The 14,529-nt window shown below is 62.4% G+C and carries 14 protein-coding genes; 7 read left to right on the top strand and 7 right to left on the bottom strand.

The window, feature by feature from the left end; translation table 11 throughout:
• Positions 1-16 precede the first annotated feature (16 nt).
• The 4 genes from AB4N64_RS11830 (at position 17) to nahK (ending at position 6,239) form a co-directional block, all read left to right on the top strand.
• Entirely contained in the window at positions 17-823 is an 807-nt protein-coding gene (locus tag AB4N64_RS11830; RefSeq protein WP_460125675.1) for a sulfite exporter TauE/SafE family protein, read from the top strand.
• A gap of 189 nt (positions 824-1,012) precedes the next feature.
• The gene (locus AB4N64_RS11825; RefSeq protein ID WP_460125673.1) at positions 1,013-2,197 is read left to right on the top strand and encodes a porin; all 1,185 of its coding nucleotides are present in this window, start codon (positions 1,013-1,015) and stop codon (positions 2,195-2,197) included.
• Between the two features lie 294 nt (positions 2,198-2,491).
• A complete protein-coding gene (gene nosP / locus AB4N64_RS11820; RefSeq protein ID WP_460125671.1) occupies positions 2,492-3,655 on the top strand; it encodes a nitric oxide-sensing protein NosP in 1,164 nt (387 codons plus the stop codon).
• Positions 3,585-6,239, top strand: a complete 2,655-nt coding sequence (nahK, locus tag AB4N64_RS11815) for a hybrid sensor histidine kinase/response regulator NahK/ErcS' (protein WP_460125669.1) — start codon at positions 3,585-3,587, stop codon at positions 6,237-6,239. Before nosP ends, nahK begins: the two co-directional genes overlap by 71 nt.
• 110 nt (positions 6,240-6,349) lie before the next feature.
• Here nahK and AB4N64_RS11810 read toward each other — a convergent pair whose 3' ends face one another.
• The 6 genes from AB4N64_RS11810 to AB4N64_RS11785 form a co-directional block, all read right to left on the bottom strand.
• Complete coding sequence (locus AB4N64_RS11810; RefSeq protein ID WP_460125667.1) at positions 6,350-7,015, bottom strand: response regulator; 666 nt, start codon at positions 7,013-7,015, stop codon at positions 6,350-6,352.
• A gap of 56 nt (positions 7,016-7,071) precedes the next feature.
• Positions 7,072-7,629: a PQQ-dependent catabolism-associated CXXCW motif protein gene (locus tag AB4N64_RS11805; protein ID WP_460125665.1), complete on the bottom strand. Its 558-nt coding sequence runs from the start codon at positions 7,627-7,629 to the stop codon at positions 7,072-7,074.
• A 226-nt stretch (positions 7,630-7,855) separates the two neighbouring features.
• Entirely contained in the window at positions 7,856-8,647 is a 792-nt protein-coding gene (locus AB4N64_RS11800) for an ABC transporter permease (protein ID WP_460125663.1), read from the bottom strand.
• On the bottom strand, positions 8,644-9,375 hold the full coding sequence (locus tag AB4N64_RS11795; protein ID WP_460125661.1) for an ATP-binding cassette domain-containing protein: 732 nt from the start codon (positions 9,373-9,375) through the stop codon (positions 8,644-8,646). Before AB4N64_RS11795 ends, AB4N64_RS11800 begins: the two co-directional genes overlap by 4 nt.
• Positions 9,372-10,331 carry a YVTN family beta-propeller repeat protein gene (locus tag AB4N64_RS11790; protein ID WP_460125659.1) on the bottom strand — a complete coding sequence of 320 codons (960 nt, stop codon included), beginning with the start codon at positions 10,329-10,331 and terminating at the stop codon, positions 9,372-9,374. Before AB4N64_RS11790 ends, AB4N64_RS11795 begins: the two co-directional genes overlap by 4 nt.
• A 33-nt stretch (positions 10,332-10,364) precedes the next feature.
• Positions 10,365-11,549, bottom strand: a complete 1,185-nt coding sequence (locus AB4N64_RS11785; RefSeq protein WP_460125657.1) for an ABC transporter substrate-binding protein — start codon at positions 11,547-11,549, stop codon at positions 10,365-10,367.
• 156 nt (positions 11,550-11,705) lie between these two features.
• On the opposite strand from AB4N64_RS11785, the gene AB4N64_RS11780 reads away from it, so the two are divergent.
• Genes AB4N64_RS11780 through AB4N64_RS11770 form a run of 3 tightly spaced genes read left to right on the top strand, consistent with a single transcriptional unit; the run spans position 11,706 to position 13,737 of the window.
• On the top strand, positions 11,706-11,828 hold the full coding sequence (locus AB4N64_RS11780) for a hypothetical protein (RefSeq protein WP_460125655.1): 123 nt from the start codon (positions 11,706-11,708) through the stop codon (positions 11,826-11,828).
• Positions 11,829-11,830: 2 nt separating this feature from the next.
• A complete protein-coding gene (locus AB4N64_RS11775) occupies positions 11,831-13,108 on the top strand; it encodes a sensor histidine kinase (RefSeq protein ID WP_460125653.1) in 1,278 nt (425 codons plus the stop codon).
• Entirely contained in the window at positions 13,105-13,737 is a 633-nt protein-coding gene (locus AB4N64_RS11770) for a response regulator (RefSeq protein WP_460125651.1), read from the top strand. Before AB4N64_RS11775 ends, AB4N64_RS11770 begins: the two co-directional genes overlap by 4 nt.
• 130 nt (positions 13,738-13,867) lie before the next feature.
• On the opposite strand, the gene AB4N64_RS11765 is transcribed toward AB4N64_RS11770, so the two are convergent.
• The gene (locus tag AB4N64_RS11765) at positions 13,868-14,509 is read right to left on the bottom strand and encodes a pentapeptide repeat-containing protein (protein ID WP_460125649.1); all 642 of its coding nucleotides are present in this window, start codon (positions 14,507-14,509) and stop codon (positions 13,868-13,870) included.
• Between the last annotated feature and the right edge of the window lie 20 nt (positions 14,510-14,529).

The raw sequence follows: 14,529 nt of genomic DNA, 5'->3' as shown, positions 1-14,529 counted from the left end.
TGATTTCGAGTGTTTTATGCTGCTGGCAAGTGTGTTTGGCGTGTTGATGGGCCTGGTTCTTGGATTGACCGGTGCTGGCGGCGGCATCCTGGCAGTGCCGGCTCTGGTGCTGGGGTTGGGCCTGAGCATGACCCAGGCCGCGCCGGTGGCCCTGCTCGCGGTGGGCAGCGCGGCGGCGGTCGGCGCCATCGATGGTTTGCGCCATGGCCTGGTGCGCTACCGCGCGGCGCTGTTGATCGCGTTGCTCGGTGCGGTGTTTTCCCCTGTCGGCATCTTCTTTGCCCACCAGTTGCCGGAAAGGGTGCTGATGGTCCTGTTCAGCGCTCTGATGGTCATGGTGGCCTGGCGCATGCTGCGTCGCGAGCGCCACGATGATGGCCCCAGCGATCATGGCCATGCCAATTGGGGCCAGAAGAACTGCATGCTCGACCAGCACACCGGACGCTTTTCCTGGACCGCCAAATGCACGGCAACCCTGGCGGCACTGGGCGCGGTCACCGGTGTTGTGTCTGGGTTGCTGGGTGTCGGGGGCGGGTTCCTGATCGTCCCGGCATTCAAGCAACTGACGGATGTGCAGATGCGCGGCATCGTCGCGACCTCGCTGATGGTCATCAGTTTGATCTCCGCCATCGGCGTGATCGGCGCATTGCATGCTGGCGTGCGCATCGACGGCCTGGGCTTCGCCTTCATCGCCGCCAGCGTGGTGGGTATGATCATCGGCCGCAAGCTCTGCGCCCGGGTGCCAGCGCGAACCCTGCAAGTCGGTTTCGCTACCGTGTGCGTGGTGGTCGCGACCTATATGTTGCTCCGTTCGCAGGGATAGACGGTCTTACACCCTAAGTGGCGGGCCCTGTCGCGGCCCGGTCCTACACCGAAGTGGCCGGGCTCGATTGACGAGCGCCAACCACCCATCCAAAGCTGCGCAAAACCGCACCGAAGGCAGCGTATGACGCCGCCGGTCAGCTTTCGATAATCGCCTCCGACATCCAGTCCCCCAGCTGCGGAGCGCGTCATGCATAACAATAAGAAATTCAAGCGTCGTTATTTGCCAGCCCTTATCGCCAGCCTTTCGGGCCTCGGCGTGAGCACCCTGGTCGAAGCCGAAATCATGCTGTACGACAAGGACCAGACCACCTTTTCCACCGATGGCTACATCAACGCCTTCTACGTGAACAGCGACGTCGATCGCGCGGGCGACCAGTACGACCGGCGGCAGGCGCGGGTCAAGATGGGTTTCCTGCCCAACTACATTGGTTTCAACATGGGTAAGCAGGTCGACGACCTCAAGCTCGGTGCCCGGGCGTCCTTCTGGGTGACCATCAACGACAGCGAAACCAACGGCACCGACACCGCCATCGATGTGCGCCAGTTCTACGGCACGGTGGCCAACCCGGAGTGGGGCGAAGTGCTGATCGGCAAGGACTTCGGCCTGTTCGCCCGCTCGAACATCCTGCTCGATGAACTGCTGGCAGGTTATGGCCAGGTGAGCGATACCCTGGGCCTTGTCGATGGCGGCGGCGTGTCGTTCGGCAACATCGGCAGCGGTTACCCGTACCCGTTCCCGACTTCGCAGATCACCTACCGCACACCCGTGATGGACGGTTTGCGCGTGGCGGTGGGCATCATGGACCCGGTGGACACCAATGACAGCAGCCCGACCGGCAAGGCCTACCAGGAAAATCCGCGTACCGAGAGCGAGATCACCTACCAGTTCGACGTCGGCGGGGCGAAGATTTACAGCTGGATCAACGGCAGCTACCAGACCTCCGACAACACCGATTCCACCGTGCAGTCGGTCACCTCCAAGGGCGTGGGTTACGGCGTGCAGGCGAAAATGGGCGGCCTGTCCCTGACCGGCTCGGGCTTCCAGGCCAAGGGCATCAACCCGTTCTTCACCAACAACGCCGGAGAGCCGACCTTGCGTAATGTCGACAGCGACGGTTACCTCTTGCAAGGCTCGTACAAACTGGGCAAGAACCGTTTGGCCTTGTCCTATGGCAAGACCAAGGATGACGGCAACGGCGCGGTGGGTACCGGTGCCGACTACGAGACCCGCGGCATTGCGCTGTTCCATGACGTCAACGACAACCTCAAGCTGGTGGCCGAGTACAACCAGTTCGAAATCAACGGCCATCAGACCAATGCGCAGAATGAAGACACCGATACTTTTGCGGTGGGTGCGGTCTTGAACTGGTAATTCTGTCCAGCACTCACACCGCTCCCACATATGTTCTGTGGTGAATAAAAAGTCTGCCATTACTCCCTGTAGGAGCGGGCTTGCCCGCGATGGCGGTGGATCAGTCGATGGAAAGGGTGACTGACCTGACGCTATCGCGGGCAAGCCCGCTCCTACAGGGGGAAAGTTGCAGTGGCTATCAGATCCTGGTCACCTCATCCCATCGAACCGCCAGACCGCTACCCAAGTAGCATACGGCGCAGCCACCTGCCTTCGTACACTCGTCCCACAGACAGGCGCCCGCGGGAGGCGACGATGCAAGGGCTCAACAACGAAGGCATTGTCAGTGCCATGTCCCAGGCGACCGATGCCCAGCAAGCGGCCCAGGAGCTGGCGCGGCTGTTGTTGCACCCGCACCTGGGGTTCGTGCTGTTCTTCTGTTCCGCCGAGTACGACTTGCAGGCGCTGGGCCGGGCCTTGCAGGAGACTTTCGGTGGTATCCGCCTGGTCGGCTGCACCAGCGCCGGGGAAATCACGCCGACGGGGTACGGCCGCAACTGCGTAACGGCGGTGGGTTTCGACCATCGGCACTTTTCCATCGATGCCGAGCTGATCGACGAAATGGAACGCTTCAGCCTGATCGACGCGCAACAGATGGTCGAGCGCCTGGTCACGGGCTGTCGCAGCAATACCCTGGCACCGATCAAGGGCAACAGCTTCGCGCTGACGTTGCTTGATGGCCTGTCGAGTCGGGAGGAAATGGTCCTCGCCGCGCTCAGCGCGGCCCTGGGTGATATCCCGCATTTCGGTGGCTCGGCCGGGGATGACAACTACCTGACCCACACCCACGTCTACTTCGGTGGCGAATTTCACAGCGGCGCGGCGGTGGTGATGCTGGTCAACACCTGGCTGGACTTCGAAGTGTTCACCACCCACCACATCCTGCCGCGTGCGGAAAAACTGGTGGTCACCGGCGCCGACAGCACCTCGCGCCGGGTGTATGAGCTGAATGCCGAGCCGGCCGCCGAGGAATACGCCCGCCATATCGGTGTGCCGGTGGCTGAACTCGATCACCGGGTGTTCGCGGCCCATCCACTGGCGGTGCGCATCAACGACCAGTACTACGTGCGGGCGATCCAGCAGGTCCATGCGGACCTGAGCCTGAGTTTCTACTGCGCCGTGGAAAACGGCATCGTCCTTACCGTCATGACCCCAGGCCCGATGTTGCCGAACCTGCAAAACCTGTTCGACGGGTTGCAGGCCCGTCTCGGCGATCCGTTGCTCACCATCGGCTGCGACTGCTTTCTGCGGCGCATGGAGCTGGAGGCCGACGGCAGCCTGGAACAGATCGGAGGCTTTCTGCGCGATCACAGGGTGCTGGGTTTCAACACCTACGGAGAACAGTTCAATGGCATGCACATCAACCAGACCTTCACCGGGGTTGCCATTGGCAAAAGCCGCTCCCCCGGACGCAGTTGAGGCGCAGCAAGCCCGGATTGCCAGTCTTGAGCACGAAAACCAGAAACTGCGGCGTATCAACGCGGCGCTGATCGAACGCATCGAATCCGGCGTCACCCGTGGCAACGACCCATACCGGGCATTTCAGCATTCGGTGGTGCTGGCCGAACAGGTGCGCGAACGCACCGACGCCCTGAACCAGGCCATGGCCGAGCTCAAGTCGGGTAATCGGCTGCTTAGCGAGGCGCGCCTGCGCGCTGAAACCGCGCACCAGCACCTGATCGATGCCATCGAGAGCATTTCAGATGCTTTCGTGCTCTTCGATGCCGAGCAACGCATCGTCCTGTTCAACAGCCGCTTCAAGGCCTTCTGGAGCAACAGCCGGGTGCGGATCAACGCCGGCATGCGCCTGGGCGAAGTGAAACGCCTGATGTTCTCCACCGGGCTGTTCACCGAAGAGCCACGCGGGCAGGCTGACGAAAACCTGCTGTATCGACTGCACAATGGCCGCTGGTTGCAAGTCAGCGAACGGCCAACCCAGGACGGTGGACGAGTCATCCTGTTCACCGACATCACGGACGTCAAACACAGCGAAACCATGCGCCGCGAACAGGCCGTGGCGCAAAAGTCACACCTGTTGCAGCGCGCCGTGGACAACCTTTCCCAGGGGGTGGCCATGGTCAATGCCGAGGGCGTGCTGGAGTTGTGGAACCGGCGCTTTCTGGAACTCAGCGGCCTGGCTCCGGTCGCGGCCCATCGACCTTTCGCCGAAGTGATCGCCGATAGTGAATTGAGCCTGCTGACCCCAGCCAGCCGCGATCGCAATGGGCGTGCGGTGCAGGAGCTGGAACAACGGCTGTACGATGGCCGGGTCCTGGAGATTCGCACCCATCCACTCCCTACGGGCGGTTTCGTCAACACCTTCACGGACATCACCGAACGCTACCAGCACGCCGAGGCCCTCAGCGAAAGCGAGCGCTGGATTCGCCTGATCACCGACCACGTGCCGGCGCTGATCGCCTACCTCAACGCCGATCTGGTCTATGAGTTCACCAACAAGGTCTATGAGGAATGGTACTGCTGGCCGCGCGGGGTGATGCTTGGGCAGAGCCTGCGCGAAGTGCACAGCGAACAGCACTACCAGCGCCTGGAAGCCTACGTTAACCGAGCGCTGGCCGGTGAAAGCGTGACGTTCGAATTTGCCGAAACCAACGTTAACAACCAGGAGCGCTACATGCTGCGCTCCTACGTGCCCAATCGGCTCGCCAGTGGTGAAGTGGTGGGGATTTTCGTGCTGATTCGCGACATCACCGAGCGCCGGCGCACCGCTGAAGCGCTGCACCAGGCTTATCAAAACCTGGAGCTTCGAGTGCGCGAGCGCACGGCGGAGCTGACCACCCTCAATGATCAGCTATTGAGGGAAATCGACGAGCGCCGCCGCGTCGAGTCACGCTTGCGCGAGGCCAAGCTCGAGGCCGAACGGGCCAACCTGTCGAAAACCAAATTCCTCGCGGCGGTCAGCCATGACTTGTTGCAACCACTCAACGCGGCACGGCTGTTCACCAGTGCCTTGCTCGAGCGCGGCGAGCCCCTGGCCAACGAAATCCTGGTGCGCAACGTCAGCAATTCCCTGGATGACGTGGAAAGCCTGCTGGGCACGCTGGTGGATATTTCCAAGCTCGATGCCGGGGTGATCAAGGCTGATATTGCGCCGTTCGCCTTGAGCGAACTGCTGGAGAACCTTGCCGCCGAATACACTCAGGTGGCGCGCAGCGAGGGGTTGCAACTGCACTTCATCCCCTGTTCGGCGCTGGTACGCAGCGACATACAATTGCTGGCGCGGATTCTGCGCAACTTGCTGAGCAATGCCATCCGCTACACCTATAGCGGCCGGGTGGTGCTCGGTTGCCGGCGTCATCAGCAGAAACTGTCGATCGAGGTCTGGGACAGTGGCATGGGCATTGCGGAAGATCGCCTGGAGGAGATTTTCCAGGAGTTCAAGCGCGGCGATGTGCAGCGCCCCGATCAAGACCGAGGTCTGGGGCTGGGGCTGGCCATCGTCGAAAAGATTGCCGGGATCCTTGGGCACCGCATCCACGTGCGCTCGTGGCCGGGCAAGGGGTCGATGTTCAGTGTCGAGGTGCCGCTGAGCGCGACCGCACCCAAGGCCATGCCATCGCTGCTGATCAACGAGCCGATGCTTGAGCGCCTGCGCGGTGCGCGGGTCTGGGTGCTCGATAACGACGCCGCCATCTGCGCGGGCATGCGCACTTTGCTTGAAGGCTGGGGCTGCCAAGTGGTGACGGCGTTGTCGGAACAGGATCTGGCGCGACAAGTGGATAATTACCATGCCGAGGCGGACCTGCTGATTGCCGACTATCACCTTGATGACGACCAGAATGGCGTGGACGCGGTCGCGCGGATCAATGCGCGGCGCGGCTCAGCGATCCCGGCGATGATGATCACCGCCAACTACAGCAATGAACTGAAACTGCAGATCCGCGAATTGGGCCATACCCTGATGCACAAGCCTGTACGGCCGATGAAGTTGAAGACGGCGATGAGTCATTTGCTCTGCAGAAAGCTCACCGCCGATTCCCTGTAGGAGCGAGCATGCTCGCGATGGTCGTTAACGATGACGCTGGCTGCCTGGCTGCCCGCGGTGTCTGGGCTACCATCGCGAGCATGCTCGCTCCTACAGGGATGGCCGCGGTCTCAACGCCGCAGGTAAGAGCCAAAATCAATATCACCCGCACTCAAGATCGCCTGCACCCGATTGTGCACATTGAGCTTGCGCAAGATCGCCGACACGTGCGCCTTGACTGTGGTCTCGGCGATTTCCAGGGTGTAGGCGATCTGCTTGTTGGATTCACCCTTGGTCATGCGTTCCAGCACCAGCAACTGTTTGCGTGTCAGGGCCTGCAGCAACTCGGGCGGGAAGCTCGGGGTGTCGTTCATCCGCCGGCTGGTGCCGTTCTTTTGCGTGCGGATGATGTCCGGAGGCAGGTACACGTTGCCATTGAGGATCTGCTGGATGGCATCGGTCATTTGCAGGCGTGGCGAGGATTTGGTGATGAAGCCCACCGCGCCATAGGTTATGGCTTGCAGCACGATCTGCTTGTCCTGCTCGGCGGAAACGATCACCACCGGAATGGTCGGTGCTTCGTTGCGCAGGTTGATCAGGCCGTTGAGGCCGTGCATGCCGGGCATGTTCAGGTCGAGCAGGATCAGGTCCAGGTCGTCATGTTCCTCGGTCAGCGCCAGGGCGCTGTCCAGGTCGGCGGTTTCCATGACCTCGCTGCCCGGAAAACCATCGCTGATGACGTTGTGAATGGCTTCGCGAAACAGCGGGTGATCATCGGCAATCAAAATTTTGTACATAGCCTTTCACCTCATTATTTTCGTTATGGTGTGGCAACAACACGCACGCGTAAAGCTCAAGGGAAGGGTTCCGGTTGGGCGGGGGACACGGGCAGGTTCGCCGCTTGCCACGCGTCCAGGCCATCGCGGTACCAATACAGGGTTTTATAGCCCATGGCGGCGGCCCGCTTGACCGCGTTCCAGCTCAACCAGCAATCGGAGCGGCAGTAGAACACCAGCGGTTGGCGCACATCGCCGGCGGTGAATTGTTCCAGGTGCCGGCTGAAATACGCCTGCCAGTCGGGCGTCAGGTCGCCGTCACCGGTGTTGGCCAGCCAGTGACTGCCGGGCAGGTTTTCATGGGGCTGGTCTTCGATGAAACGCCCCTGCAGGTATTGCCGACGGTAGACGTCGATCAGTACGGGACGCGGGTTTTGCCGGAGCAGGTTTTGCAGGGCCGGGGTATCGATGATGGTCGCGCCCTCGGCCTGGGCAGGCGTCGGGCTGCGGTACAGGGCGATGCGATAGCCCTCAGCGGAAAACAGCGCAGTCTCAGCCTGCGCGACGCCCAGCATCAGGCTCAGCGACAACACGGCCAGGAAAGGGCGCAGCAGACAGCGGCGGTCACGCGGCATGGGTTGGGTCCTTATAGTTATGAGCCCATTACATGCCAGTCGCGGTGCGTTGGGAATGCGACGATAGACAGGGCAAACCAGTACTAAAGTCGTAGTTTCCCGCCGATATCGCCGCCCCCCTGTAGGAGCGAGCTTGCTCGCGATGGCTGACTGTCAGCCGAAACATGTGCAAGCTGATGCACCGCCATCGCGAGCAAGCTCGCTCCTACAGGGGAGGAGTGTGTGGTTAACCGGCTTTGCGCAACGCCGCATGCTGCGGATTGAACGTCAGCACCGCCAGCAGGGCGAACACCACGGTGAGCCCGGCACACACCGCCAGCGCCACTGGATTGAACCGCTCATACAAGGCAAACCGCACCAGCTCCACCGCATGGCTGAACGGGTTCAGCGCACACAGCCAGTACAACCCTTCACTCGCCTCGCGCATTTTCCACAGTGGGTACAGCGCCGAAGACAGGAAAAACAGCGGGAAGATCACGAAATTCATGACTCCGGCGAAGTTTTCCAGCTGGCGAATCGCGTTGGACAGCAGCAAGCCCAGGGCGCTCAGCATCAACGCCACCAGGAGCAGCGCCGGCAGCGCGATCAACAGTCCAAGGGCCGGGGGCTGCACGCCATACACCCAGGCAATCGCCAGGAATGCGTACACCTGCAGCAATGAAATCAACGCGGTGGCCAACAGCTTGCTGCACAGCAGAAACGTGCGGGGCAGGGGGCTGGTGAGCAGCACCCGCATGCTGCCCATTTCCCGGTCGTAGACCATCGACAGCGAACCTTGCATGCCGTTGAACAGCAGGATCATGCAGGCCAGCCCGGGAATGATGTACACCTCATAGGGGATGTAAGTGTCGTATGGCTCGATGATCGCGATGCCCAGCGCCGCCCGGAACCCGGCGGCGAACACCAGCAGCCAGAGCAGTGGGCGGACCAAGGCACTGAGAAAGCGCGTGCGCTGCAACACAAAACGCAGCCACTCGCGCAGTACGATGCCGCGCAAACATTGCCAGTAGGCGTTCATTGGCGGGCTCCGGAAGTGGTCAAGCGGTTGAAGACCGAGCCCAAACTGCCGCCGTGCTCCAGGCTCAGGGCCTCGGCCTCACCGCTCGCCACCAACCGGCCCTGATGCAGGATCAGCAGGTCATCGCTGGACTGCACTTCATCGAGCAGGTGGGTGGTCCACAGCACACTGATGCGTTGCTCGTTACATAGGCTGCGCAGGTGTTGGTTGAGCGCCAGGCGGCTGGCCGGGTCGAGGCCGACGCTGGCTTCATCGAGCAGCAGCAGGCGCGGCTCGTGCAGCAGCGCCCGGGCGATTTCCACCCGACGGCGATGGCCGCCATTGAGCTCGCGCACCCGTTCGCGACGGCGCTCGGTCAGCGCCTGGCGCGCCAGTTCGGCATCGACGCGGATCGCGCCCTGGCGCCTCGACAGTCCGTGCAATGCCGCGTGATAACGCAGGTTCTGCTCGACGCTCAAATCCAGGTCGAGTGTGCTCTGCTGGAACACCACGCCCAGTTGCCTCAGCGCCGGGCGCGGCGCATCGCGCAATGAATGACCGCCGACGCGGATGTCGCCGCGTTGCAGGTCGTACAGCCGGGTCAACAGCGCGATCAGCGTCGACTTGCCCGCGCCGTTGGGGCCCAGCAGCGCGGCGAATCGCCCCGGCGCCAAGTCGAAACTCACCTGGTTCAACGCCTGTCGCGCACCGTAGGCAAAGCTCAACTCACTGACCTCAAGTGCGTTCATGGCGTGACCACCACGCCCCACGGATAGCGCCCGACCTTCACCGACTTGATCACTTTAAGGCTATCAACGTCGATCACCGACACATCGCCACTGACCCCATTGGTCGCCAGCAACTGCTTGTGATCCGGGGTGAATGCCATTTGCCATACACGCCGGCCCACCAGCAGGTAATCGAGAATTTCATAGGTCCTGGCATCGACCACCGCGACGTGGTTGGCCGGTCCCAGCGCGACGAACGCGTATTTGCCATCGGCGCTGAGCTTGACGCCCACGGGCTGCACCTTGTCCGGGTGCACGCCCTTGATCTGGAAGTTCAGCGTCTTGAGGACCTTGCGGCTATCGACATCGAGAATGGTCACCGTGCCACCGATTTCCGCCGACGCCCAGAGTTTGGAGCCGTCGGGCGAGAACTCGACGAAGCGCGGGCGTTGATCCACCAGGGTGCTGTCGGCCAGGGTCTGGGTGCTGGTGTCGATCCAGTGCAGCATGTTGGTGGTTTCACTGGTGTTCACCGCCCACTTGCCGTCGGGGCTGACCGCCATGCCTTCGGGCTCGACGCCCACGGTAATCTGGCTGAGGACTTTGGAGGTTTGTGTGTCGATCACCGTCACCAGCGCATCATCCTCGTTGGACACGTAGAGCCAGCGGTTATTGGGGTGCAGGGCGAATTGCTCGGGGTCCTTGCCCGAAGGCAGCTCCTTGATGATCTTTCGCGTGGCCACGTCCATGACCTGGACCCGGTCCGAGTCGCTGGCGCAGATGTACAACAGCTTGTTGTCGTGGGAGAGCAGCAGGCCACGCGGGCGCTGACCGACGGGCAGGGTGTCGATGACTTGCAGGGTCTGCATGTCGATCAGGCTCAGGTTGTTGTCCTTTTCGTTGGAGACCCAGGCGGTGCTGGCCACGGCGTGCCCGGCGGCGAGGAGGAGGGCGCAGGAAAGCAGGGTGCGGCGCATGGCGTGTTCCTTATTGTTGTGGGGAGTGAACGGTCAGGGAAATTGGCAACTGACCTCGGGTTTGTCGTAGCCCAGGCTGTCCATTTCGTTAAAGGGGTGCAGGAAGCCCTCTTGAGGTGAAGTGCTGACCAGTGCACGCGGCTGCGCGATGGGGATCGGCTGGCGCAGTTCGCCGTTCCACGGGCGATAGCTGAGCTTGCGACCCTTGAAGCCGTCGAGGGGCAGTTGGTCGCTGATTTCCAGGTCGCGGATAGCGATCGGATCGGCCTGGCGCAACTTGCTCACCGCACTGGCGACGCTGCGCACCGCCATCCACGCGGCGAAGTCGCGGTCGTTCATCCAGCGCCCGGCCAGGGCTTCGAAGCGTTTCTGCAATTGCGCGGCGCCGAAGGTTTCCACGGTCTTGTGCCAGCCCACCGGGGTCAGGCCCTGGGTGCCAGCCACCGGCCGTGGGTACCAGGTCTGGTAGGGCACGTACTCGCCAAAGTCGCCGCGTTCATCGGCCACCAGCACCACATCGTATTCGGCAGTCTGGGTGAACAAGGGCATGTCGGCCTGGGCGCTGCGGCGTTGGTCGTTATCGAAGCTCCAGGCTTTCTCTGCCACCAGTTTCAGACCGAAACGTTTTGCTGCGCGGCGCAGGGCGGCGGCGTAGGCCTGATCGTCGACCGTAGGACCGACGATCAGCAGCGCCTTCTGCCATTTGCGTACCACCAGAAACTGCGCCAGCGCATCGGCGAGCATCGCCCGGCTGGGCAGGGTGTGCAGCACGTTGGGCAGGCACTCGCGGGTGCGCAGGGCGTCGTCCGGGCTGCCGGCGTTGAACAACAAGCTGTCGGGCAGCGCAGCGCTGAGCTGTCGCAAGCTGTCTGCCGGAGCATTGACCACAAACAGGCGCAAGCCCTGGTCGTGCTGCGCCTTTGCTGCATCGAGCAAGGCTTCGGGGCTGTCGACGCTCGTCGCCACCAGGCTGTAGCTGTGATTGAGAAAACGCCCGGTGCTATTGCTGTCGGTGATCGCCAGTTCTGCGCCGCGCAGGCCAGCGTCCGCCGGTTCGGGAATGATGTTGGACAGCAACGGGCCCGGGTCGGGGCGATAGCCCAGGTAGCCGATCTGCACTTGCAGGGGGGCATCGGCGGCCTGGGCCTGTGTCGCCAGCCCGGCGGCGCAGGCAATCGCCAGCAGGTAGATCAGGGCGTAAGGGGCAAGCTGGCGCATAAGTCACTCCGTTACAGGTAGCGCCAGCATAGGAAGCACAACGGGGCGAGGAAATATGCAGAAAGTACCAGGCAGCCAGTACCAAGGTAGTAACACAACGCGAGCGGCGCGGTTTTAGCATGGTGTTAACGGCCATCACCCCCAAGGAGATTGAACATGCGCATTCTCAAGGCGTTATTGTTGCCGTTGCTGTTGATCCTGAGCCTGATCGGCGTCGACAAATTGCATGGCCCGCGTCCGGCGCCGTTGCAGGTCACGCCGGCGATTCCGGGGCGCTAGGCATGTCGGCGCTGTGGCGGATCAACCTCTGGGTTTGCGGGTTTTTCAGCCTGGTGACGGTGGCGTGCATGTCGCTGCTGATGCATCAGGCGCTGGCGGATGTCGACCGCGAACTGCAGTCGGCGGAGGCGGTGGTGCAATACCTGAGCGAAACCGCTGAGCGCGACCCTGCCAGCCTGCAACCACGCCTGACCCAAAGTCTGCGCCACGTGCGAGTGCGCTGGCTGGAACCGGGCGAAGCCACGATATTCCCGGTGCAGCAGGGACTCGACGCCTGGCTTGGCAGCTTGTTGTTTGACGAGGCTCAGCATGGCGCGCGTGTCCTCGACTTGCAGGATGGCCGACGCGTGCAGATCGCCGTCGACCCACGGGACGAGATCGACGAAGTCTGGGATTCCCTGCAACAACTGCTGGGCCTGTGCACCCTGGCGTTGCTCGTCAGTTTGCTGACGATTCGTTGGGCTGTGCGTCGTGGCATGGGCCTGCTCGATGATTTGCTGCATGCCTTGCAGCAAGTCTCCGGCGGCCAGCTCACGGTGCGCCTGCGTGCGCAAGGCCTGCCGGAAGCGCGGCAACTGGCGACGCATTTCAACCAGATGACCCTGGCCCTGGAGCAGGCAAGGGCCGACAACACGCAACTGACCCAGACCCTGTTGGCGTTGCAGGAACAGGAGCGCACGCATTTGGCGCAGACTCTGCACGATGACCTCGGCCAATACCTGGCGGGCATCCGCGCCCAGGCCTGCCTGTTACCGCTGGTAGCGGATCAACCTGTGGTGGTAGCGCAAACGGTGCGTGAACTGGAACACAACTGCGAACATTTGCAGCAGGGTTTCCGCGCACTGGTCCGCGATTTGTATCCGGTGGTGTTGCAACACCTGCCTCTGGCCGAAGCGCTGGGGTTGCTGGTGGAGCAATGGCAGGTGCGGCAGGGCATCGACTGCCGGTTGCGCGTCGGCGCGCAGTTGCCGGTGCTGTCGACGCCCCACAAGACGCATCTGTATCGCTTGTTGCAGGAAGCCCTGACCAACATCGCCCGGCATGCCGACGCCAATGCCGTCAGTGTGCGTCTGCACCAGCGGGGCCAGCACTGGCGCCTGTTGATCCGCGACAACGGTTGCGGCGCCCAACAACCGCAAAGGCCGGGTGTTGGCCTGTATTCCATGTACGAACGTGCCCGCAGCCTGGGCGGCGAGCTGCGCATCATCAGCCGTCCCGGTGCCGGCTGGGCGCTGGCCTTGAACGTGCCTGTCTTGAACATGCCTGGGGAGGTGTCATGAATATTCTGCTGGTGGATGACCATGCTGTGGTCCGACAGGGCTATGCCAGCCTGTTGCGCGCCTTGCTGCCGGCGATGGAGGTGCGCGAAGCCGCCACGGGTGAGGAGGCGCTGACCAGGGTGCAGGAAGCCGTGCCGAACCTGGTGATCATGGATTTCGGCCTGCCCGGTATCAGCGGCCTGGAAACCACTCGCCGCCTGCGCCAGCGCCTGCCGCAACTGCGCGTGCTGTTTTTCAGCATGCACGATGAACTGCCACTGGTACGCCAGGCACTGGACGCCGGCGCGTCAGGCTACCTGACCAAAACGTCCGCACCGCAGGTGTTGATCGAGGCGGTGCATCGCATCCTCGCCGGTCACGTGTATATCGAACAGCCGCTGGCCACCCAATTGGCCTGCAACCCACAACAGCAAGACCCGCGCTTGCAAAGCATGACCCAGCGCGAATTGGAGATATTCGTGATGCTCGCCAAAGGCACCCCGGCCCGCCAGATCGCCGAGCAACTGAGCATCAGCAGCAAGACCGTGTCCAATCACCTGACCCTGCTCAAGAGCAAGTTGCAGGTCAGCTCCCACGCCGAACTGGTGCATGTGGGGATTGATCTGGGGGTGGTGAGAAAGGCGGGATAGAGGTCTGCTCCGCTCTCCCTGTAGGAGCGAGCATGCTCGCGATGGTGGACCAGGCACCGCTGGCTCGCAGGCAGCCCGCGTCATCGTTGACGTCCATCGCGAGCATGCTCGCTCCTACAGAGGTTGGTGTTCATCTGTCCCAGGTGGTCGGGCACCCACTGCACCCCTCCATATTCGCATCCTGAAAATTCGCATAATGCTGGCGCGAGCCACTGAGGTTCGCCTGTTCGAGGTTGCTTTCCCCCAACTTGGCTTCCTGCAAATTGGCATCCCCCAGGTTGGCGCCCATGAGGTCGGCTTTGCTCAGCCAGGTCATTTCCAGGTCGGCCGCGCGCAGGTTGGCATTGTGCAGTTTGGCGCCCGAAAGCCTGGCGAATTGCAGGTAGGCGGCGCTGAGGTTGGCGTCCTGGAACTGCGCGCCCTGAGCGAACAGCCCCCAGCCCTGAATCGCCATCAGGTTGGCCCCGGTAAAATCCGCCAGCCGCGCATTGCTCTGTTGCAGGCTGGCGCGGGACAGGTTGGCACCTTGCAGTTGGGCCTTTTCAAGGTTGGCCAGGTCCAGGCGTGCATGGCGCAGGTCGGCATCGCGCAGGTCCGCGCCGCTGAGGTTCATGCTGCGCAGGTCCTGGTTGCTCAAATTGGCACCCCGCAGGTTGGCGCCGGGACACTGACTGTGTTCGGCGAGGGTGCATCCGTTGATCGTGGGTGGACTGTCGTCATCGGCGTGGGCGGCGGACAGGGTCAGGAGCAGGATTAGGGGAAGGTAGTTCATCAGGTGTTCTCCAGGCGCGC

The sequence above is a fragment of the Pseudomonas sp. S2_C03 genome, assembly GCF_054668405.1.
Note: the sequence above shows the minus strand (reverse complement) of the source record. Positions and strands in the feature narration are given on the sequence as shown.